Source organism: Bradyrhizobium sp. AUGA SZCCT0177 (genome assembly GCF_018130125.1).
Classification (GTDB): Bacteria; Pseudomonadota; Alphaproteobacteria; order Rhizobiales; family Xanthobacteraceae; genus Bradyrhizobium.
The window spans coordinates 175,335-196,146 of record NZ_JAFCMA010000002.1 but is presented as its reverse complement, the minus strand read 5'-3'; the positions used below and the strand labels follow the sequence as shown (position 1 = coordinate 196,146).

The 20,812-nt window shown below is 61.6% G+C and carries 25 protein-coding genes; 12 read left to right on the top strand and 13 right to left on the bottom strand.

Annotated features, from left to right (window positions below; all coding sequences use genetic code 11):
* Positions 1-66: 66 nt before the first annotated feature.
* Positions 67-501 carry a hypothetical protein gene (locus JQ597_RS03240; protein ID WP_212262799.1) on the bottom strand — a complete coding sequence of 145 codons (435 nt, stop codon included), beginning with the start codon at positions 499-501 and terminating at the stop codon, positions 67-69.
* On the opposite strand from JQ597_RS03240, the gene JQ597_RS03235 reads away from it, so the two are divergent.
* The 5 genes from JQ597_RS03235 (at position 500) to JQ597_RS03220 (ending at position 2,994) form a co-directional block, all read left to right on the top strand.
* Positions 500-1,276 (top strand): phosphotransferase family protein, encoded by a 777-nt coding sequence (locus tag JQ597_RS03235; RefSeq protein ID WP_249147188.1) that lies wholly within the window; start codon positions 500-502, stop codon positions 1,274-1,276. The genes JQ597_RS03240 and JQ597_RS03235 overlap by 2 nt on opposite strands.
* Before the next feature lie 11 nt (positions 1,277-1,287).
* Complete coding sequence (locus JQ597_RS37475) at positions 1,288-1,452, top strand: hypothetical protein (protein ID WP_249147187.1); 165 nt, start codon at positions 1,288-1,290, stop codon at positions 1,450-1,452.
* A 256-nt stretch (positions 1,453-1,708) separates the two neighbouring features.
* Entirely contained in the window at positions 1,709-1,885 is a 177-nt protein-coding gene (locus JQ597_RS03230) for a hypothetical protein (protein ID WP_192736102.1), read from the top strand.
* Positions 1,882-2,238 carry a hypothetical protein gene (locus JQ597_RS03225; protein ID WP_249136028.1) on the top strand — a complete coding sequence of 119 codons (357 nt, stop codon included), beginning with the start codon at positions 1,882-1,884 and terminating at the stop codon, positions 2,236-2,238. The genes JQ597_RS03230 and JQ597_RS03225 overlap by 4 nt, the downstream gene beginning before the upstream one ends.
* Before the next feature lie 114 nt (positions 2,239-2,352).
* Positions 2,353-2,994, top strand: coding sequence for a class I SAM-dependent methyltransferase (locus JQ597_RS03220; RefSeq protein ID WP_212262798.1), 642 nt, complete (start codon positions 2,353-2,355; stop codon positions 2,992-2,994).
* A gap of 593 nt (positions 2,995-3,587) precedes the next feature.
* On the opposite strand, the gene JQ597_RS03215 is transcribed toward JQ597_RS03220, so the two are convergent.
* The 5 genes from JQ597_RS03215 to JQ597_RS03195 all read right to left on the bottom strand — a co-directional run bounded on the left by JQ597_RS03215 (position 3,588) and on the right by JQ597_RS03195 (position 10,032).
* The gene (locus tag JQ597_RS03215; protein ID WP_212262797.1) at positions 3,588-4,406 is read right to left on the bottom strand and encodes a DUF2182 domain-containing protein; all 819 of its coding nucleotides are present in this window, start codon (positions 4,404-4,406) and stop codon (positions 3,588-3,590) included.
* 15 nt (positions 4,407-4,421) lie between these two features.
* Positions 4,422-5,090 (bottom strand): DUF1326 domain-containing protein, encoded by a 669-nt coding sequence (locus JQ597_RS03210; RefSeq protein WP_212262796.1) that lies wholly within the window; start codon positions 5,088-5,090, stop codon positions 4,422-4,424.
* 840 nt (positions 5,091-5,930) lie between these two features.
* Entirely contained in the window at positions 5,931-8,660 is a 2,730-nt protein-coding gene (gene gyrA / locus JQ597_RS03205) for a DNA gyrase subunit A (protein WP_212262795.1), read from the bottom strand.
* 225 nt (positions 8,661-8,885) lie between these two features.
* The gene (locus tag JQ597_RS03200) at positions 8,886-9,284 is read right to left on the bottom strand and encodes a DUF2306 domain-containing protein (protein WP_212262794.1); all 399 of its coding nucleotides are present in this window, start codon (positions 9,282-9,284) and stop codon (positions 8,886-8,888) included.
* A 256-nt stretch (positions 9,285-9,540) separates the two neighbouring features.
* The gene (locus tag JQ597_RS03195) at positions 9,541-10,032 is read right to left on the bottom strand and encodes a single-stranded DNA-binding protein (RefSeq protein ID WP_192739871.1); all 492 of its coding nucleotides are present in this window, start codon (positions 10,030-10,032) and stop codon (positions 9,541-9,543) included.
* Positions 10,033-10,496: 464 nt separating this feature from the next.
* Between JQ597_RS03195 and JQ597_RS03190 the strand changes: the two genes are divergently transcribed.
* A complete protein-coding gene (locus JQ597_RS03190) occupies positions 10,497-11,252 on the top strand; it encodes an outer membrane protein (RefSeq protein ID WP_212262793.1) in 756 nt (251 codons plus the stop codon).
* On the opposite strand, the gene JQ597_RS03185 is transcribed toward JQ597_RS03190, so the two are convergent.
* Positions 11,236-11,409, bottom strand: a complete 174-nt coding sequence (locus JQ597_RS03185; protein ID WP_212262792.1) for a ubiquitin family protein — start codon at positions 11,407-11,409, stop codon at positions 11,236-11,238. The two genes, JQ597_RS03190 and JQ597_RS03185, sit on opposite strands and share 17 nt — an antisense overlap.
* Positions 11,410-11,583: 174 nt before the next feature.
* Here JQ597_RS03185 and uvrA point away from each other — a divergent pair, with 174 nt between their 5' ends.
* Genes uvrA through JQ597_RS03165 form a run of 4 tightly spaced genes read left to right on the top strand, consistent with a single transcriptional unit; the run spans position 11,584 to position 15,603 of the window.
* On the top strand, positions 11,584-14,583 hold the full coding sequence (uvrA, locus tag JQ597_RS03180; protein WP_212262791.1) for an excinuclease ABC subunit UvrA: 3,000 nt from the start codon (positions 11,584-11,586) through the stop codon (positions 14,581-14,583).
* A 24-nt stretch (positions 14,584-14,607) separates the two neighbouring features.
* A complete protein-coding gene (locus JQ597_RS03175; RefSeq protein WP_212262790.1) occupies positions 14,608-14,934 on the top strand; it encodes a DUF4258 domain-containing protein in 327 nt (108 codons plus the stop codon).
* The gene (locus JQ597_RS03170; protein ID WP_212262789.1) at positions 14,931-15,143 is read left to right on the top strand and encodes a hypothetical protein; all 213 of its coding nucleotides are present in this window, start codon (positions 14,931-14,933) and stop codon (positions 15,141-15,143) included. Before JQ597_RS03175 ends, JQ597_RS03170 begins: the two co-directional genes overlap by 4 nt.
* 19 nt (positions 15,144-15,162) lie before the next feature.
* Positions 15,163-15,603, top strand: coding sequence for a hypothetical protein (locus JQ597_RS03165; RefSeq protein WP_212262988.1), 441 nt, complete (start codon positions 15,163-15,165; stop codon positions 15,601-15,603).
* Here JQ597_RS03165 and JQ597_RS03160 read toward each other — a convergent pair.
* The 5 genes from JQ597_RS03160 to JQ597_RS03140 form a co-directional block, all read right to left on the bottom strand.
* Positions 15,586-15,909 carry a HigA family addiction module antitoxin gene (locus tag JQ597_RS03160; RefSeq protein ID WP_249147180.1) on the bottom strand — a complete coding sequence of 108 codons (324 nt, stop codon included), beginning with the start codon at positions 15,907-15,909 and terminating at the stop codon, positions 15,586-15,588. The genes JQ597_RS03165 and JQ597_RS03160 overlap by 18 nt on opposite strands.
* Positions 15,910-15,990: 81 nt before the next feature.
* Positions 15,991-16,308: a PRC-barrel domain-containing protein gene (locus tag JQ597_RS03155; protein ID WP_349628776.1), complete on the bottom strand. Its 318-nt coding sequence runs from the start codon at positions 16,306-16,308 to the stop codon at positions 15,991-15,993.
* Between the two features lie 121 nt (positions 16,309-16,429).
* Positions 16,430-17,359, bottom strand: a complete 930-nt coding sequence (locus JQ597_RS03150) for a YVTN family beta-propeller repeat protein (protein WP_349628781.1) — start codon at positions 17,357-17,359, stop codon at positions 16,430-16,432.
* Positions 17,360-17,435: 76 nt separating this feature from the next.
* Entirely contained in the window at positions 17,436-17,978 is a 543-nt protein-coding gene (locus JQ597_RS03145) for an SRPBCC family protein (RefSeq protein ID WP_212262788.1), read from the bottom strand.
* A gap of 157 nt (positions 17,979-18,135) precedes the next feature.
* The gene (locus tag JQ597_RS03140) at positions 18,136-18,348 is read right to left on the bottom strand and encodes a hypothetical protein (protein ID WP_212262787.1); all 213 of its coding nucleotides are present in this window, start codon (positions 18,346-18,348) and stop codon (positions 18,136-18,138) included.
* 267 nt (positions 18,349-18,615) lie between these two features.
* Between JQ597_RS03140 and JQ597_RS03135 the strand changes: the two genes are divergently transcribed.
* Both JQ597_RS03135 and JQ597_RS03130 read left to right on the top strand, forming a co-directional pair.
* On the top strand, positions 18,616-18,819 hold the full coding sequence (locus JQ597_RS03135) for a hypothetical protein (protein WP_212262786.1): 204 nt from the start codon (positions 18,616-18,618) through the stop codon (positions 18,817-18,819).
* 1,098 nt (positions 18,820-19,917) lie between these two features.
* Positions 19,918-20,454, top strand: coding sequence for a DUF4112 domain-containing protein (locus JQ597_RS03130; RefSeq protein ID WP_212262785.1), 537 nt, complete (start codon positions 19,918-19,920; stop codon positions 20,452-20,454).
* A gap of 68 nt (positions 20,455-20,522) precedes the next feature.
* On the opposite strand, the gene JQ597_RS03125 is transcribed toward JQ597_RS03130, so the two are convergent.
* Positions 20,523-20,807, bottom strand: coding sequence for a hypothetical protein (locus JQ597_RS03125; protein WP_212262784.1), 285 nt, complete (start codon positions 20,805-20,807; stop codon positions 20,523-20,525).
* Positions 20,808-20,812 lie beyond the last annotated feature (5 nt).

Here is a 20,812-nt window from a genome sequence, read left to right as displayed (position 1 = left end):
GACGTCCAGCATCTCATGTGCTCCGCGCGCAGGGCTTGAGGGGGCCGGACAGAGAACCGTGCATGATCAAGCAATCATCCAGATCATGACCTTCCAGAACGACAGGCCGAGCAAGTACAACCACCCCGTCATCAAGGGAACGACGAGCGCAGCATAAAGTGCGGCGACGAAGACGCCGCCGAGATCGGATCGGCCCGCCGTCTCTACACAAGTTTCCTCGACGCCTGGATGACGCAGCTCTCTATCGATTGTGACGCTCGGGTATGCCGACATGATTGAGTTCCACAATTTTATCGCTACCGCCAGCCGGCGGTCGAGGTAGCGGCGACGTTTGGCAAAAGTTTGATTGCGTGGAACCAGGCTCTCGAATGCCCGCCGCATTCCTTGTGCTGCACACGTTTTCGTGCGTGCCGGCCCGATGCGGCGAGAATTTTCCCAGGTTGTGCTTCGTTTCACCCGTGCTATTCGCTTGGCAAAGCAGTCGCTGGAATCGACGTCCATGCCGGATAACGCGCCAACGCCGCTAAAGCCTCGGCTGGCAATCTCGATCGACCAGGCGCGGGCGATCACGGGTCGCCTCGCTCCCCATTCTTCCGTAGTAGGCGCCACCGAGCTGCGCGGCGGAGAGATCAGCGCGATATTCGAGATCACGCTGGCAGATGCCTCTTCCTACATTCTCAAAATCTATCCGGCGTCGATGGCGTGGAAGATGGCGAAAGAGGTCCACGTGCTGGACCTCCTGCGCGGTATCAGCACGCCTGTTCCCCGCATTCTCGTCGCCGACGATACGCGGTCGGTCATCGACCTCCATTTCGTCCTGATGAACAAGCTCGACGGCTTAGTATTGGGTAGCCACGAGGCGGAACTGCCGGACGCCGAGCTGTTTGCGATCTACGCCGAGATGGGCGCGAGCCTGCGCGAGATCAACGACATCACGCTCGACAGCTTCGGCTATATCGGCCCGAACGGCGTCTGGACGCCTCACGCCACCAACCGCAACTACATGTCTTCCCAGTTCGAGCGGAAGCTGACGGAGTTCGGCGAGCGCGCCGGCGATCCCGCGCTAGCCGAGCGGCTCAGGGTCGGCATTGCCGCGCGCCGGCATCTGCTCGACGGAGCGGTCGTCCCTCGCCTTTGTCACTACGATCTTCACGCCGGAAACGTGCTGGTGACCGCGAGCCGCGCACCGCTTCTGTCCGGCATCGTCGATTTCGAAAACGCCACAGCCGGCGATCCGCTGATGTCAAACCGCACCAAAAGCCGCAGGACGCACTGAAGCGTTCGGGATTGCTTGCCGGATATGGCGTCATCGAGCGCCCGAACTGGCAGGAAACGATCGACCTCTACCGGCTCTGCTGCACGCTGGAGCTATGGTGCTGGAAGGCGCAGTTCGGCATGCACGACCGGCTTGCCGAACTCACCCGGGAGTTGGAAAGCGTCGATTGGCGCTAACCGCCCGTTGGCGTCGTGAGCATCGAAGAACGCTGCCAGGGGCCTGTGGCCATTGAGCGGAGGAACGTGCGCCACGTATTGGTCCGGTCGCACAACCTCCAGATAGTGCATGCCGCGCCACGGTCGCACACGACCGTCTCCACATTGAAACAAAAATTGATCGAATAAGGCAGAATAACGGGGATAATTCCCAAAAGGGTCTTGATTTCCCGCTCCGCTTTCGGCGGGGCGCGTTTTGTTTGATGGGTAAGAAGACATGACCGATCAACAATTGACTGTTCAGGCGATTAGCGAAGCGCAACGCATACTGGAAGATTACCTTCGGCCCTGGCCGCAGAACAATGAAACTATCCTCGACAGCTTGGTGGAAGTTCTCGGCCGCCCCGATTTGGTAGTCGCTGTAAGCCGCTTGCAGCAACAAGTGCGCAAATGAGAAAACTCCCACCAATCGCCTTGGCCGTTTGGATTGCTACGCTCTTGCCAGTTGGGATGCCAAACGCGCAGGCCAAACAACAATGCAGCGCCGCGACGCCGTCAAATACGCACGGGCGTTGGTGGTCCTATCGTCTGATCGATGGACGAAAGTGCTGGTACGAAGGCAAGCCCATGCTGTCGAAATCGTTGCTGGAATGGCCCAAGGAAGCATCCCCGCAACCCGTTTCCGCCGGAAAAGTTACAACCGCGGCCACAGAGAAGTCCGGCAATCCATTGGACTCCCAAGCCTGGGCACTGAAGGACTTTGATACTTTCGAAGCGCGATGGCGCGAAAGGGTGAGCATGCAATAGGCGTTGCCGCCAAAGGCAAGGCTTGAAGCACCGGGATCTCGCCAACGCGCCACAGACATTTCGTTCTCGGCGAGTGGGAAGATTGCGTGTCTTTCAACCAAGCGGAAACCAGCCATGCGAACGGCTGCAGATTTCAATCTCTATTACGCGACCCCTGACCCCTGGCATATTTCCCACGCCCAATTCAGGGACAAGGTGTTGCGCCGATGCCTGAAGCCATTCGTCCGGGACAAATCCGTTCTTGAGCTCGGCTGCGGCGAAGGCCACTTGACGCAAGCTATCTTTGACAAAGCACGATCGGTGGTTGGCATCGACATCAGCGATGTAGCAATTGCTCGCGCCAAATCGCTAAGCCTGCCAAACGCCAGATTTGAGAGCGTTGATTTTTTGCAAGCCTCATTCGAGGGGTACGACGTCATCGCAGCCCTCGAATGCGTCTACTATCTGTCCCTACCGGAGCGAGAAGCGTTTTTGGAGAAGGTCGCCAAGGAACATTCTGGCAAGATACTTTTGCTTTCGGGTCCAATCGTCGACTACAGAAGACACTTCGGTCACAAGCGATTGATGCACGAGTTCACGACTCTGGGGTTCGCTCCCCTTAAATTTCATAACCTGTCCGTTTACTGGCATCCGCCTTCATCTCGAATTATCGCCAGCCTGATCAAGCTGCCACTTGGATACACCTTGCTTGATTGGATGCCAGAGCCGATGATCTATCAAAGGCTATACGCGCTTCGAGCACCGAAACAGCGCTGACTGGGTTATCCGATAACCCGACAACGCGGCTTCGTGTGCTCCCTGCCGGAACAAGCATCAGAGCTACTCGGCGACCCCGCTTTCCGAAGGCCCTCGATAAACAGCTTCGCGTTTGATCGTCCGCCGCGAGCGATGTATGTGGTTATTGTTAAATTGGGATCGTGCTCAAGCACACTCGCCGCCGCCGCGTGCGCCTCGGCGTCACGTCCAAGATGGGCGAATGCGGACGCGAGACAGCGGTAAGCTGCCGAATAAGGGGCCCGCAAAATGCCACTTGAGGCAATTTGGCTCTCCGCAATTACCGCTCACACGAAAATCCTGACCTGCCCGCTCCACGTCCGCCGTTGCATTGACATCGGTGGGCCCAGCCGTCATGTCGGCTATGGGTCATTTTCTGGACTTAGGCGCGCGCAGAACTGCGAGGTCCGTTGTATCCAAAAGAGCGGACGTCGCTAGGCCGCCCCGGCAGATCTGCTTCGTGCCAAGAACGGAAGTCCAGCCCTACCCCTTCATGAGCCCGGCCTATCCCTGAAACCAGACGTCGTAGCACTGCAACGCGACTAGATGGAGTACTCATGCGAGAGCACTCGGAATCAAAGAAGATCAAACACGTGCTTGCTGGCGCTCGCCACCAGGCATACCCCCCAAACGACCAGCGCGCCCCCGACGGCGTAGGCCAGCCAGTGGCCGATCGGCAAAGTCTTTTCGAGCAGGACGAGCGCTGCGAGCCCCCCGACCCACCAAAGATTCATAACACCGCCAAAAAACAGCAGCGCCATTAGGAACGAGCAGCATCCTAGGCAATAGGCACCGTGTGTCAGGCCCATACGGAATGCACCACCGCGTCCGACACGCCAGTGGGCGGCTAGGAAGCTGACGGGCGAACGGCACTGGCGCAAGCAGGCATGCTTGATCGGCGAAAACTGCCAAAGCCCGGCGGCGATCAGGATCGCGGCGCCGAGCCAGGCCGTGGTGGTAACCATCATTGCCGACAGCAGTCCGCTTTCTTCCAGCCCCCACTGCATCGCGACCGCCCCCGCACTGAAGCAGGCCCAAGCTGCGAGATACCCTGAGGCAAAGATGCCGGTCGAGACCCACGGCCGCTCAGCCGCTCGTTCACGCTGGCTGACGCGCGCGAAAATTAGCAGCATCGGCGTGGCGCTCGGCAGCATCATTGCTACCATCATCACAAACCACATCAACAACATCAGCGCAGCATAGCCTGCCGTCCAGATCGCCGGCGTCATCACCATGTCTCGAGGCATGCGCGTTACCTCGACCGCGCTCATGTCCATGCCGGCGCCGAGCGCAACCCAAAACCACGACAGCGCGATGACCGAGAGCAACCCCGCCCCCACGATCACCCGGTCGCGGTGCAGTACCTTTTCGAGCATCGACGGCAGCAGCTTCATCGCCAGTGAGGTCGTCTATGGCCGTCCGAATTTCTGCTTGTATTCGTCGTAGGAGTGGACGAGTCCGTTCGGATCCCAAGCGACATTAGCCAGCGAACTGTGCCGGCGGTTAAGATCGAACTTGATCGCGCCGATCCCCTTGGCGAATCCGGCGGCGCTTTCGGCTTCATGGAACACCCAGCCGTTGGGCAGCACCGTCAGCATGCGGTGCTCCTCGTCGGTCACCGGATTGCGGATCGGCTCGCTGTTGGCCCTGACAAAGCCCGGCACCTCAATGCGTGCGGTGCGCTTTGCCAAGTCCCATTCAAAAGTGATGTTCGAGAACTGCGGGTCCTTGATGGTCTCGATAATGGTTGAAAAAATTTGGAACATCGTGCCGGCCTTTTGGTCCTCGCCGGACAGGACATAGAACAGCGCGTCCCGCTGCGCGTCGTTGGCACGCTCGTCGATGATCGGCTGTAAGACGCCGTGGCCGTGGTGGATGGCTCTGGGAAAGTAAAAAGTGGCCACCACCGCGAGACCGTCGAGACTGAGTTTCTCGCAGTGGCCCTTGTCGATCTTGAAGGCTACTAAGCCGGTGCAGATCCCGTATGTCGGATCGGCCATCGACTCGCATGGACAGCCAAGGTCGCAACTGCAGTATTCAACGTACTTAGCTTCGATGCGCCAATCACGTCCAGCCATGAAATCCTCCTCTTCGCTCCCGAAAACTCAGCTCCCATTTCTCGCAGGACCCCGCCTGGAAAGGTGAACCGCGAGGTCATCTCTCAAGCCAAACATCGTCGGCAGCCCAATCTTCAATGCTGACTTCCCAATGTCATTCGATGTTCCGACCTTCTCGGATCTGGCAGCATTAGGAGTGCGTCAGAGAAACCGACACAACCTAAGTACCCGATGCGCTAAGTACCCGATGCGGTAATCCTCACCCGCCGGCTACTGCACCCGCGCTGCCAGCGGCCAAATTGCCAATGCACCGCCAATCAATGATGAACTAGCGCCGTCGCATGCCTTCCCGAAGAACACGCTGGCGTTAGGTTTAGCCTAGCACTTTGCTACCGCACGGTTGAGCGACAAATCGCCCCAACCGGCCTGTGACTGACTAGGCTCGATGTCAGCTAAGGGTCAGTCGCGTCGGCTGGCCGCGTGCCGGTCACTTCCGGTCGTCCCCGAACAACGGACATACGCAGGCTCGGTCCGGTTGCAGGCATCCGGTCCCAATCAAATTGCACGCCGCATTCAGCTCCGTCGCGTCATGAAGCCGTCGAAGAACGCCGCCAGCGGCCCATCGCTATTGAGCGGCAGCACGTGCGCCACCTACTTGTCCAGCCACACGATCACCATGCACCCTGGTTCGCGATCGATGCCGCGCGCTGTCCCGGGCGCTCCGGCGGATGCCGCAACGAAGAAATAGCGGCGCGTGGCGCGCCCGACACGATTAACGAACGCCCAGCAATCTGGCTTCCGTCAAGCTCGCGTCAAACCGAATTTGGCTCCGCTGAAATGAGACCGCGCCCTGACAGGGCGCTAGCCGCCATTGCCGTTCTCGCCATTCTCGCCGTCGTCGCCGATATGCTCGACGGAGACCACGTGCTCGTCCTCGGCGGTGTCGAACACGATCACGCCCTGTGTCGAACGGCCGGCGATGCGGATGCCCTCGACCGGGCAGCGGATCAACTGGCCCTTGTCGGTCACCAGCATGATCTGGTCGCTGTCCTCGACCGGGAACGAAGCCACCAGCTTGCCGTTGCGGTTGTTGACCGACATCGCGACGATGCCTTTGCCGCCACGGCCCGTGGTGCGGTATTCGTAGGACGAGGTGCGCTTGCCGTAGCCGTTGACGGACACGGTCAGCACCACCTGCTCCTGTGCCGACATTTCGGCATAGCGTTCCTGGGAGAGCTGGAGCGTACCTGAAATCTCCTCGGCCTCGACATCGGCGGGCTCTTCGGCGCCGGTCTCGCCGGCCACCGCGCGGCGCATCTTCTGATACGCCGACCGCTCGTCCGAGGTGGTCTCGACATGGCGCAGGATCGACAGCGAGATCAGCCTGTCGTTTTCGGCAAGCGCAATACCGCGCACGCCCATCGAGGTGCGGCCGGTAAAGACGCGCACATCGGTGACGGGGAAGCGGATGCACTGGCCGCCGGCGGCGGTCAGCAGCACGTCGTCGCGCTCGGTGCAGATCTGCACGTCGACGATCGCCTCGCCCTCGTCGAGCTTCATGGCGATGATGCCGGAACGGCGGACATCGACGAAATCGGAGAGTTTGTTGCGGCGGACGTTGCCGCCGGTCGTGGCGAACATCACGTCGAGATTGCCCCAGGAGGACTCATCCTCCGGCAGCGGCATGATGGTGGTGATGCGTTCGCCCTGCTCCAGCGGCAGGATGTTGATCAGCGCCTTGCCGCGCGCGTTGGGAGCAGCCATCGGCAGCCGCCAGACCTTTTCCTTGTAGACCTGGCCGCGCGAGGAGAAGAACAGCACCGGCGTATGGGTCGAGGCCACGAACAGCCTGGAGACAAAATCCTCGTCGCGGGTCTGCATGCCCGCGCGGCCCTTGCCGCCACGGCGCTGCGCCCGGTAGGCCGAAAGCGGCACGCGCTTGACGTAGCCGGCATGCGAGACCGTGACCACCATGTCTTCGCGCTGGATCAGGTCCTCGTCCTCGACCTCGTCTTCCTGCTCCATGATGACGGTCTTGCGCGGGGTAGCGAAATCGGCCTTCACCTCGGCGAGTTCGGCCTTGACGATGGCCTGCACTCGCGCACGCGAGCGCAGAATCTCGAGATAGTCGGCGATCTCCACCGCGAGCTTGTCGAGCTCTTCGGAAATCTCCTCGCGGCCCAGCGCAGTCAGGCGCTGCAGGCGGAGGTCGAGAATGGCCTTGGCCTGTTCGAACGACAGCCGCGCAGTGCCGTCAGGCGCCATCCGGTGCCGGGGATCGTCGATCAGCGTAATCATCGCCTCGACATCCCGCGCCGGCCAGTCGCGCGCCATCAGGCTGTCGCGGGCGGTGGTGGGATCGGGCGAGGCGCGGATCACGCGGATGATCTCGTCGATATTGGCGACGGCAATGGCCAGACCGACCAGGATGTGGGCGCGGTCGCGGGCCTTGTTGAGCAGGAACTTGGTCCGGCGCGTGATGACCTGCTCGCGGAACGCGATGAACAGCGTCAGCAGGTCCTTCAGGTTCATGGTCTGCGGGCGGCCGGAATCCAGCGCCAGCATGTTGGCCGGGAAATTCGATTGCAGCGGCGTGAAACGATAGAGCTGGTTCAGAACGACATCCGGCACCGCTTCGCGTTTCAGTTCGACGACGACGCGCAGGCCCTCGCGGGACGATTCATCGCGCAGGTCCGAGACGCCCTCGATCTTCTTCTCGCGCACCAGTTCGGCGATGCGCTCCACCATGGTGGCCTTGTTCACCTGGTAGGGAATTTCGGTGATGATGATCGCTTCGCGGTCCTTGCGAATTGTGTCGATCGCGACCTTGCCGCGCATCACGATCGAGCCGCGGCCGAGGTGATAGGCCGAACGGATACCCTGGCGGCCGAGGATGATGCCGCCGGTCGGAAAATCGGGGCCGGGTACGATGTTGATGAGGTCGTCGATCCCGAGCGCGGGGTTGTCGATCAGCGCCGTGCAGGCGTCGATGACTTCGCCGAGATTGTGCGGGGGGATGTTGGTCGCCATGCCGACGGCGATGCCGCCGGCACCGTTGACCAGGAGGTTCGGGAACTTGGCCGGCAGAACCGACGGCTCTCTCTCCGAATTGTCGTAGTTGGCCTGGAAATCGACGGTGTCCTTGTCGATATCGCCGAGCACGGCGAGCGCCGATTTCGTCAGGCGCGCTTCGGTATACCGGTAGGCCGCCGGGGGATCGCCGTCGACCGAGCCGAAGTTCCCCTGCCCGTCGATCAGCGGCACGCGCATGGAGAATTCCTGCGCCATCCGGACCATCGCGTCGTAAATCGACTGGTCGCCGTGCGGATGATACTTACCAATCACGTCACCGACGACGCGCGCGGACTTGACGTACTTCTTGTCCGGCGTGTGCCCCTGCTCGTACATCGAGTACAGAATGCGGCGATGCACGGGCTTGAGGCCGTCGCGGGCATCCGGCAGCGCACGCGCCACGATCACGCTCATGGCGTAATCGAGGTAGGAGCGCTTCATCTCGTCCAGAATGGAAACGGGACGAATATCGGAAGGCGCCGGCGGCTCGCCGGGCTTGTTCTCATCGTTATCAGACAAAGGGGGAATCCGGTCAGTTCTAGGCTGGGAATCATATAGCGTATCGGGGTGCTTTTAACCACCCCAAGGCGCTCCCGGCCAGCTGTTTTTCCCTTCGTTTTTTCATGGACTTACAGGACCCGCGGCGCCCTTCCGGCAAGTCATCGCGCCAGCCATTTCCGGGCTCCCGATACGGCCGCTTCGCGGCCAAATCCAGCTCGTCAAAACCGGTGTTCTCAGCGTCGCCTATTGGCCGAAAACCACCGCGTGCATGATCCGCCCGGGAACGAAGGTGAACAGCCCCGCAACAACCAGCGCGCCGGCAAAGATCGAGATCATCGTGATCTTGTGGCCGCGGACCTTGTGCCGGCGCGCGTACCAGACGCCGAGCACCAGCATGATGGGCGTGAAGATCGACAGCAGATGGATCGGGCTCCAGGGACCCAGCAGCCTGATCTCGTGGATCCAGAACGAGGAGATCGCGACCACGGCCATCAGGCCAACCCAGATCCAGCCAAGCGTCCGGTGCGGCAGCGTTCCCTTCGGGGCCGCGAACTGGACCACGCCAAGCGCAAAGGCCGCCATCGCCGCAAAGGCATGAAACGGGATCGCGGGGGCGGCATCCAGCAGCGGCGCGAAGCTCATGACGGACGCTCCCCAGGGTTCCATCCGGCGACGGCCCGCGCGATCGCCGAACGCAAGACGAAAAACGTTAAATCAATATCCTAATGTAAATATCATTCACATAGACGCGAGTCAGAATGCTGCATCGCACAAGCGCATGCCCATGGAATCAACCCGTTGGATCAGATTTTTAAGAATACACACGAGCCAACCGAGCTTGCGCGAACCCGCTGTCTTTTGGACAGCACGCAAACCCGGTTGGTCTGACAGGCCCCGATCAGAACGGGATATCGTCGTCCATGTCGTTGTTGCGGCCGGCGCCGGCGGCTACCGCGCGGCGCGGCGCGGAAGTGGCCTGGCCGCCGCCAAAATCGCCGCTGGAATCGTCGGAGCCAAAACTGCCGCCGCCGCCGCCGGAGCGGCCGTCGAGCATGGTCAGGGTCGAATTGAAGCCCTGCAGCACCACTTCGGTCGAGTATTTCTCGACCCCACTCTGGTCGGTCCATTTGCGGGTCTGCAGCGCGCCCTCGATGTAAACCTTGGCGCCCTTCTTCAGGTACTGCTCGGCGACCTTGCAGAGCCCTTCATTGAAGATCACCACGCGGTGCCACTCGGTCTTTTCCTTGCGCTCGCCGGTGCCCTTGTCGCGCCAGGTTTCCGAAGTCGCGATGCTCAGATTGGCGATCGGCCGCCCGTCCTGTGTCCGCCGGATTTCCGGATCCTTGCCGAGGTTTCCGACCAGGATCACCTTGTTCACGCTTCCCGCCATCGTCGCTCTCCACTCAAAATCGGGACCAAAAAACTGCTGCCCGACCGCTGCAATCGGCCGGCACGGGCCGCCGGATTGGCCGCCTCATCCTGTCAGGACATTTGAGACGACCCTATACGCCCGATGGCCGCCCCGACTTAGCGATCCCTCGGCAAAGCAGCGGTTATCCACATATAGCATTGCCCGCGGCATTGTTCCAGTTTTGTTCTACGCAACCTCAGGTCATCCACGCCCGGCCGGTATTTCGGTATTCGCATCGTGCCGTGGCCGGCGCTGCGCGACGGATATTCTAAACAAATCATTACCTTGAAGGGTCCGCACTTCACCCGCGAGTGTTGCATTTCGGAGACGGCATTTCCGGTTGAATCGGCGTATGGATTTATCCAACGGCGCGGCGCTCGCGTCTTGGACGAAAACGCTTCGGGACCAACGGGAAGCGGACAACGGACTGGGGACTATTTGAAATGAAGAAGTTTTTGCTGGGTACGGTTGCTCTCGTTGCCTTTGCGGCTCCCGCCGCTGCGGCTGATCTCGCTGCGCGTCCTTACACCAAGGCGCCCCCGATGATCGCGGCCATTTACGACTGGAGCGGCTTCTACGTCGGCGCCAACGGTGGTTGGGGTACGAGCCGCAAGTGCTGGGACGCCTTGAATGGCGCTGGCGTGTTCGTTGCCAGCGAAGGTTGCCACGATGCAAGCGGCGGCACCGCCGGTGGCCAGATCGGTTATCGCTGGCAGGCTGGCACGTGGGTGTTCGGCGTCGAAGGACAGGGCAACTGGGCCGACTTCAGCGGCAGCAGCGTGAGCCTTGGACCCGTGGGCTTTGGCGCGGGAACGACCATTCGCTCGAAGGTCGACGCGTTCGGCCTGCTCACCGGTCAGGTCGGTTACGCCGCCAACAACGTCCTGTTTTACGTCAAGGGCGGTGCGGCTGTGACCGCCGATCGCTATCGCGTCAATGCCACTGTCGGCAACGCTCTGATCGCCTCGTCCAACGATGACAACCGCTGGGGTGGCGTGGTCGGTGTCGGCCTCGAATACGGCTTCGCCCCGAACTGGTCGGCCGCCGTCGAATACGATCATCTGTTCATGGGGAACCGAACCGCCACCTTTACGAATGTGGCTGGCGGCACCTTCAGCGAACGCATCCGCCAGGACGTCGATCTCGTGACCGTGCGCGTCAACTATCGCTGGGGCGGCCCGGTCATCGCGAAGTACTGAGCTTCGCTGCACCAAACGATTTGATGAAAAGGCCGGCCTCGCGCCGGCCTTTTTGTTTTGAGGTGGCCATTTTTGTTTTGAGGTGGCCTTTTTGTTTGAGCGCATTTTGCTTGAGCGCATTGGTTCCGCCCACGGCTCCGCTGCCATCTGCTGCCATTGCGATCCCTTGGCAACTCATTGCAAAACAAACCGTTGATGGCTCGCTGCGAGCACTGGAAATCCCGCCCCGTTCTTCCTACGTTCCAGCTTTCTGCCATCGGCGCCCGGCTTAGGTCTTCCCTGGCCATGCGCGCCCAACGTGGCGCGCCTCCACGCGCCTGGAAATGCCGATATGGATGAAGTGCTGAGGGCGAAGCGCCAAACCAACGCCGGCTCGGGAACGCGCGCGATAACGATCCGCGGCGCGCGCGAGCACAATCTGAAAAACATCGACGTCGAGATTCCCCGCGACAAGCTCGCGGTGTTCACCGGTCTGTCCGGCTCCGGCAAATCCTCGCTCGCCTTCGACACCATCTATGCCGAGGGCCAGCGCCGCTACGTCGAGTCGCTCTCCGCCTATGCGCGCCAGTTCCTCGAGATGATGCAGAAGCCCGACGTCGACCAGATCGACGGCCTGTCGCCGGCGATCTCGATCGAGCAGAAGACCACGTCGAAAAACCCGCGCTCGACCGTCGGCACCGTCACCGAGATCTACGACTACATGCGCCTGCTATGGGCGCGCGTCGGCGTGCCCTACTCGCCCGCGACGGGCCTGCCGATCGAAAGCCAGCTGGTGTCGCAGATGGTCGACCGCGTGCTGGCGCTGCCGGAAGGCACGCGGCTCTATCTGCTGGCGCCGGTCGCGCGCGGCCGCAAGGGCGAATACAAGAAGGAGCTCGCCGAATACCTCAAGAAGGGCTTTCAGCGCGTCAAGATCGACGGCAGCTTCTATGAGCTCGCCGAAGCGCCTGTTCTCGACAAGAAATTCCCGCACGACATCGACGTCGTCGTCGATCGCATCGTGGTCCGCCCCGATATCGGCCAGCGCCTCGCCGAAAGCTTTGAGACCGCGCTGAAGCTCGCCGAAGGGCTGGCGGTGATCGAATACGCCGACGCGCCCGCGGGCAGCACCGACGACGAAAAGAAGTCCGAAAAGAAGTCCGACAAGAAGACCGCAAAGATCCACGACAAGAGCGGCCCGGAACGGATTCTGTTTTCGGAGAAATTCGCCTGCCCGGTATCCGGCTTCACCATTCCCGAGATCGAGCCCCGGCTCTTCTCCTTCAACAACCCCTATGGCGCCTGCCCGGCCTGCGGCGGCCTCGGCGTCGAGCAGCATATCGACGAGGACCTCGTCATCCCCGACAAGGAGCTGACATTGCGCAAGGGCGCGATCGCGCCCTGGTCCAAATCGTCCTCGCCCTACTACATCCAGACGCTGACCGCGCTCGGCAAGTTCTACAAGTTCACGCTCGACACCAAATGGAAGGACCTGCCGAAGAAGACGCAGGCCGCGATCCTGCACGGCTCCGGCGACGACGAGATCAAGTTCTCCTATGAGGACGGGGTGCGCTCCTACGACACCAAGAAACCGTTCGAGGGCGTCATCACCAACCTCAACCGCCGTTTTCGCGAGACCGAAAGCGAATGGGCGCGCGAGGAGCTGGCAAAGTATTTTTCGGACATCCCCTGCGAGGGCTGCCACGGCTACCGGCTGAAGCCGGAGGCGCTGTGCGTCAAGATCGGCGGCAAGCATATCGGCGAGATCAGCGAACTCTCGGTGCGCCGCGCCGGCGAATGGTTCGAGAGCGTGCCCAAGGCGCTCAACGCCCAGCAGAACGAGATCGCCATCCGCGTGCTGAAAGAGATCCGCGAGCGGCTGTCGTTCCTGCTCGACGTCGGCCTCAATTATCTGACGCTGTCGCGTTCGTCGGGCACGCTAAGCGGCGGCGAAAGCCAGCGCATCCGCCTCGCCTCCCAGATCGGCTCGGGGCTGACAGGCGTGCTCTATGTGCTGGATGAACCTTCTATTGGCCTGCACCAGCGCGACAATGCGCGGCTATTGGAAACGCTGAAGCGGCTGCGCGACCTCGGCAATACCGTGATCGTGGTCGAGCATGACGAGGACGCCATTCGCCTCGCCGACTTCGTGCTCGACATCGGCCCCGGCGCCGGCATGCATGGCGGCCACATCGTCGCGCAAGGCACGCCCGCCGAGGTGATGGCCAATCCGAAGTCGCTGACCGGCAAATACCTCACCGGCGAATTGTCGGTGGCGATCCCCGAGCGCAAGCCACCGAACCATCGCCGCACGATCAAGGTGATCAACGCGCGCGGCAACAATCTGAAAAACGTCTCGGCGGAAATTCCGCTCGGCCTGTTCACCTGCGTGACCGGCGTCTCCGGCGGCGGCAAGTCGACGCTCCTGATCGACACGCTCTACAAGGCCATCGCGCGAAAACTCAACAACGCCAGCGAGGGCGCCGCGCCCCACGACCGCATCGAGGGGCTGGAGCATATCGACAAGATCATCGACATCGACCAGTCGCCGATCGGCCGCACCCCGCGCTCCAACCCCGCGACCTATACCGGCGCCTTCACGCCGATCCGCGAGTGGTTCGCCGGCCTGCCCGAAGCCAAGGCGCGCGGCTACGAGCCCGGGCGCTTCTCCTTCAACGTCAAGGGCGGCCGCTGCGAGGCCTGCCAGGGCGACGGCGTCATCAAGATCGAGATGCACTTCCTGCCCGACGTCTACGTCACCTGCGACGCCTGCAAGGGCAAGCGCTACAACCGCGAGACGCTGGAAGTCCTGTTCAAGGGCAAGAGCATCGCCGACGTGCTCGACATGACCGTGGAAGAAGCCGCCGAGTTCTTCAAGGCGGTCCCGCGCGTCCGCGAAACTTTCAAAACGCTGCACCGCGTCGGCCTCGACTACATCCATGTCGGCCAGCAGGCCACGACGCTGTCCGGCGGCGAAGCCCAGCGCGTCAAGCTGGCAAAGGAGTTGTCAAAGCGCGCCACCGGCCGCACGCTCTACATCCTGGACGAACCCACCACGGGCCTGCACTTCCACGACGTCGCCAAGCTCCTTGAAGTGCTGCACGAGCTGGTGTCGCAGGGCAACACGGTGGTCGTGATCGAGCACAACCTCGAAGTCATCAAGACCGCCGACTGGGTCATCGACCTCGGCCCCGAAGGCGGCGACGGCGGCGGCGAAATCGTCGCCTGGGGCCCCCCGGAGGACATCGTCAAGGCGCCGCGGAGCTACACGGGCAAGTTTCTGGAGCCGGTGCTGAAGCGGGCGGCGGGGAAGCCGAGGAAGAGTGCGGGGGCGAGTGAGGCGGCGGAGTAGCATGCCTGGACGAGGGCAGGAAAATTGAGTGATGTTCTTGCCCGGATCAAGATCCTTGTGGCACGCCGCGAGGTTCGTTCCTCTCTGCACGGCTTTCGCGAATTGGCGGCGGATGATATTCTGCTTGACGATCTACTCGACGGCATCGCATCAGCCGTTGTGATCGAGGATTATTTTGATGCAACTCGAGGTCCGACAGTTCTAGTATTGCAGCGCGACTCCTCTGACCGCCCCGTGCATGTCGTTTGGGGTATTCGGAGAGGCAGTGACGGCCCGGCCGTGCTTGTGACGGCCTATAGGCCCGATCCGCTGCGATGGTCGCCGGATTTCATGAAGCGCAGGACGCCATGACACGAACGAAAATCGAGCTGGTCCGTGACGGTAAATACGTCGCCGAAGTGTCCGTCGAACTCATCGAAGATGAAGGCGGATGGTCGCCATATCTTTCGCTTGATGATGCTAAGAAGCTTGAATCGGTTCGGCTTGCATTGCACGAAGGCGACATTGCCGAGGCGTCGAAATACGGCCGGGTATTTGAGCTGACTCCCCTATCCGCTTGATCGGCGCTTAGGCCGGAATATGGAATCGGAACGATATTTCTCTGGCGAGATCGTCGTCGTTCTTGCGGATGGGTCGCGGCGGTCCGCTAGAGTTACCGCCGATGAAATTTTGGAAGTCGATAAAGAGATATATCGGGTTTTTTTCGAGCAAGGCGCTGAAACCAAGGTCGCCGAGTCCGAAGAGGACTTCTTTGAGGCGCTGAAAAACCTGCGTCACGACTTGGAAAAAACTGGCGCATTGCTCCATTGCTTTGGTGCCAGCGAGAATGTTTATCCGTCTGGAATGCAGAAATCTATGGGGCCAGCGATCTTAGCATACAGGATGCACATAGGGTCTCCGGCCTTGCGGAAAGATATTGTCAACATTTTTGATGCAGATCAAACGGTCGTTCCGTCCACGGTGGAGCAGCAGAAACAGTTTCACGAACGATGGATAAAAAGCTTATCCGGCAAAGCTTGAGCCTGATTTTCGGCTCCGCTCAACGACGCCAATATCGTATTGGCCCTGCAAGTCGAGCCAGAACTGCGCGCCATTGCCAAAATAGCAGCCAAGGCGCATCGCCGCGTCAGCCGTAATCGAACGGCGACCGTTGAGAATGCTGGTGACGCGGCCTGAGGGTACGCCGATGTCGAGCGACAAACGATTGGCGCTGCGTTTGCGAGCAGCCAGTTCGCGCTTCAATAAACGGCCGGGGTGAGCGACGGGAGCCATGACGGTCAACCTTTGTGGTAGCGCGTAGGATGGGTCGAGCGCAGCGAAACCCATCACAGAATGGTGGGTTTCGCTTCGCTCTACCCACCCTACCCGCTCCGATTGGAGACTCGTGGGGCTAACCCCGCCGCCCCCCTACACCGTCCAATAATGCGGGTGCCGATACGATCTTGAGCGGTCGCCCCAGTCGAAGCCGTCTTCGTCGAACTCGGACGGGCCGGCGCGCAAATCGTCCAACGTCAGCTCGACCACGAAGGCCTGACGCGCGGGATCAAACCTGAGTTCGTCCCACCGCACCGGATAATGGTGGTGGGGGGCGAGCATGCCGCCGGTTTTGATTACGGCATACGCGACCGTTCCGCTCACCTTGTCCAGCATCAGACGTTCGATCGTGCCGAGTTTTGCGCCGTCTCGTCCGTAGACGTTCGCGTGCTCGACGCGATCACTGGGCACCAGGGTATGCTACATGGCAATCCTCCCTGTTTTCTCTGTTCTCCCGCCAATTATAGCACCGACGAGCCCGGCCTGCGCGCGCGTCCGGTTGCCGCGGAGCACCACCCTCCGCTGGTGCCGACTACCGCCGTAAAAACATCCCGAACGCCCGCGGTCCGTCGCCGACCTTGATCTCGCCGGTCACCTTCAGCTCGACCGCATCGATCACGCTGATCGAGTTGCTCTCCCAGTTCGCCACGATGATCTGCCTGCCGTCCGCCGTCGCCGCGATCCCTTCCGGATAGTCGCCGACATTGATGCGCTTGACCGGCGCAAGCGTTGCGAGATCGAACACGCTGACGGTGCCGTCATACTGGTCGGTGACGAAGCCGCGGCCCTGGGCGAGTGCGACCGCGTAGGGGCGAAGGCCCGTCTTCACGCGCCCGATTTCACTGCTTTCGGCGATGTCGATCACGGAGACGTCGTTCGATCCGACATTGGCGGTGTAGGCCCGCCGGCCGTCCGCATCGATCGTGATGCCGAAGGGGCGCGTGCCGACCTTGATGACCGCCCGGCGTTCGCGCGTCGCGGTATCCACGACGGATACACTGTCGGCATCGCGGTCCGCCGAGAGCAGGAGCCGCCCGTCCGGTGTTACCGCAAGCCCCGACGGCGATGCGCCGACCGCGATATCGGCGATCACGCGCTGCTCTTTCGGATCAATCACCCGCACCGCCGCGGCGTACCAGTCGGCGACATAGACCGCGCCGCCATCCGGTGCCACCGCAACGCCGAGCGGACCACCGCCGACATTGATCCTGCCGACGACCTGGCGAGAGGCGGCATCGACCACGGTGAGCGCCTTGGCGTCGGGGCTCGTCACATAGGCGAAGCGTCCATCCGGCGTGATGGCAACCCCGGCCGGCTTGCCGCCTATCGCGATGGTCGCGACGGGCCGCGACGTCGCGAGGTCAACGACGGTGAGATTTTCGCTGAGCTGATTGGTGACGAACGCCTCCTCGGCGCGGGTGGCCCACACCGTTCCGATGCTGGCGACCGCGGCCGCCAGCACGACATAGCGTTTTCCAGCGAAGTGGACCCGGTTCGCGCTCAGAAAACGCGTCAAGACAAGACTCTAGCCCGCACGATCAGCTTCCGCTTTCGACCTTCTTCTTCAGCGCCTCGAGGCCGGCCTTATAGAGCCCGCTCACCGCCTTCACGGCGGCCTGGTCGCTCAGCTCCGGCGGCGGATCGTTGTTGGGAAAACCGCGGTAGAACGCGCCGGCCCACTCCAGGCTGCTTCCCTTGCCGTCGGCGCTGGGCGTGACCGTCAGGGTGGACGAATAGTTGGTTACCGGCAGCACCTTCACGTCGACGGCGTTGATCCGGTAGGAATAGGTCATCTTCTCGGCATCGTACTTGTAGAGTTCCTCATCGACGGTCGCACCACCAGCCAGCGTCAGCCGCCGCGTGGCCTCGATCGCGTTGCCTTTCGCGCCCTCGGTCTTGCTGACCGGCGGCAGCCAGCTCATGTCCTGGAAATTGCCGATCACGGCCCACACCTTGGCCGGCGGCGCGTTGATCTCGATCGATTCCCGCACCTTCTGACGGGTCGGCCCGTGCGCCCAGGCTACCCCCATCACTGCCAGCGCCGCCACTACGGCCCCCACCCTCGCGGTCGTCGTCCTCATGTCGTTTCCTCTTGGTCGTTATGGCCGCGCAGGCGCGCGGCGGCGTTATGGCAACGCATTTTCATACCAAAGGAGGCTGGTTTGTGGCGCCGCCGAAACGCGCGGCGTATTCCACCTGGAGGCACCGCCCGTGCGCAATACACCTCGCTGTTGCGCCCTACTTCTCCCGCTTCTCCAGCGACGCCGCGATCCGCTCCAGAAAGCCGTTCATCCGCCGGGTCTCCGCGACCTGCTGTTCGTACAGCTCGATCATGGTCGAGCCGGAAGATCCACGCGCCTGCATGCCGTTGCGGCGCGCGAACCAAAACCACACGGCGATCGCCGCCAGGAACGGCAACCATGTGACCAGCGAAGATATCCATTCATTCATGACAAGCGTCTCCGACTTCATTCTCACGGGGCTATTGAGAGCGGCAGCACACCACGGCGGCGGCTTGGTCTAAAGGCTCGCTCACATGTTCCCTTAGTCGCGGTCGGCAGGCTCAAGTTCACCCGGTGTGCAACGGGAGCTTTTGCCCCAGAACGCAGCCCCGCCAGTTCTCGAATGTGCCCGAAGTCACGGAGCGGCGCGACCGCATCGCGTAGCCCTTATCATCGCGGCGGGAATGGTCTCGCCAGAGACAAAGAGGGGAATGACATGGCCAATCTGAACAACGACATTCGCGAACTCGCAACGGACGAACTGAACGGCGTCAACGGCGGACGGTCCGACCTTGGTCAGCAACTTCAGCTCGCGCTTCAGGAAGCGAACAACATCTATACGCGGACATCGAAGGCCCAGTCGGACATGAGCTCAAAATGGTCCCAGACCCTCGACGGCATCGCCCAGAATTTGAAGTAACAGGCGCTCTGAAGGCCTGCTCTGTCGGCGGTCTCCTCAGGTAGTTTCGTAGCGCGCATGAGCGCAGCGAGATGCGGGAAAGACGAGACCCTTATATCGCGTTGCTCATCCGGGCTACGGGCTCTCTCCGTCATTGCGAGCGCAGCGAAGCAATCCATATTGCGCCAGGCCGAGGCTTGGATTGCTTCGCTCCGCTCGCAATGACGGCTGGCTGCGACAAATCAACCCGTCGGGCAAATCAGTTCTGATTTACGGAATTTGCGTCAAGTCCAAAATTTCCGAAAATCAAAAATATTTCTCTTTCCTTCGACCCAAATCACCGGCACATTCTCACGCATCCCGTCCCACTCAGAGGGGCGTCGGCCGTCGTCACGACGAGGGACGGGTCGCGGTGGACGCAGACGTTGCGATTGACGGTCGTGACTGACGCGTACGGCGAAAGCGTGTGGTCCTGGCGCCCGTAACGGCGTCAAGTCTTTCGGGAGCTAACGCTTTCGAGGGGCGACGGTGGCAATAGAGGCCGTCTCACCGGGGAGAGCGCGTCATAAGCCGTCAAGCCATTGCGCAGGGAATGTCGGATGTTCTCCGCTGCCCTGTATGCTCGTGTGCAGCATTCTTATGCACAATCGCACGCGAGACCGCGGGTGCAGCGCGCATCCGGCATTCCCTGCGCCCTCTGATTTTTTCGAGGGCACGAACGACACGCACACCCCGGGCGCTTTGCGCCGCGGGAAGGCGAAGGTGTATCCCCGTCGTCCCGGCGCAGGCTGGGCCCATACGCCGCGGCCCTTATTGTTGAAGGTGGAAGATAACGACCTGCGTGCAAAAGCAATCACTGCCGGTGGCTACGGGTCCCGGCCTGCGCCGGGACGACATTGCTGTTTGAAATTTGAATCTGAATTCCGCGTGATTGCGAAGAGCGAGCGACGAAGCAATCCATTCTTGCTTTGCGGCCCGATGGATTGCTTCGCTTCGCTCGCAATGACGGAAGCGGTTCCTGCGCGGTTGGGACGGACTTCGACGGCCGCACGGGTGATAACTCAGCAAGTTCAGCGATAATTTGACGCAACTTGCGCGCGCCTTTTGCGTTACCATCTGATGGCCATGACAAACGACGATATCTTTGTGCCGAACCGCGCCCGCACCGAACGTCCCTCACAGGCACGGGCGAGGGGCCGTGGGCCTGTGATCGACCAGGAGGGGCGCGAAATCCCCGACCCCAGCCTGCGCGGGCAATTCGAGGGTTTCCGGATCGACTTCGGGAATTCCAGCGCCAACCCGTTCGGCAATCTCACCCGCGAGCAGCGGCTGGCGCGGCTGGAAGCGCTGTCGAAACTGCTCGACGTCGCCTTCATCGTGCCGGGCACCAATATCCGCTACGGCATCGACGGCCTGATCGGGCTGATCCCTGTCGTCGGCGACATCATCACGACAGCGATCTCGCTGTGGGTGGTGCGCGAGGCGCGCGCGCTCGGCGCGCCCTGGCACATCACGACGCGGATGCTGGCCAATGTCGCGCTCGATGGCGTGGTCGGCCTGGTGCCGGTCGCAGGCGACGCCTTCGACGTCATGTTCCGCGCCAACGTCCGCAACGTGCGGATGCTCAAGCGCTGGCTCGACAAGCAGCCGCGCTAATCATCTTCACACACGCGAAAAAATGCCCCCGGACATCGTCCGAGGGCAGACAACTCGAAAGCTTACTGTTACGCAGCGTCGGCGCTGGTTTCGGTCGCGGCGGGCGCGCGGGGACGGCGCGTCAGCGGGAAGGCCTCGCTCTCATAGAGCGTGCGGATGCCGCTCTGGTCGAAGCGGGCTTCCTCGACCTGCAGATAGGCGCCGTTCAGCGAGTCCGCCGGCAGCTCCTCGATCGCGAAGCGAACCGCTTCGGCCGCGGTGCCAAAACGCCGATATGCAAAGCCGGCCCGCTTCTTCTTGCGGATCGCGGCAGGAAACAGTTCGGCAGCGGTATCGTAGCTGAATGGACGCATGGTTT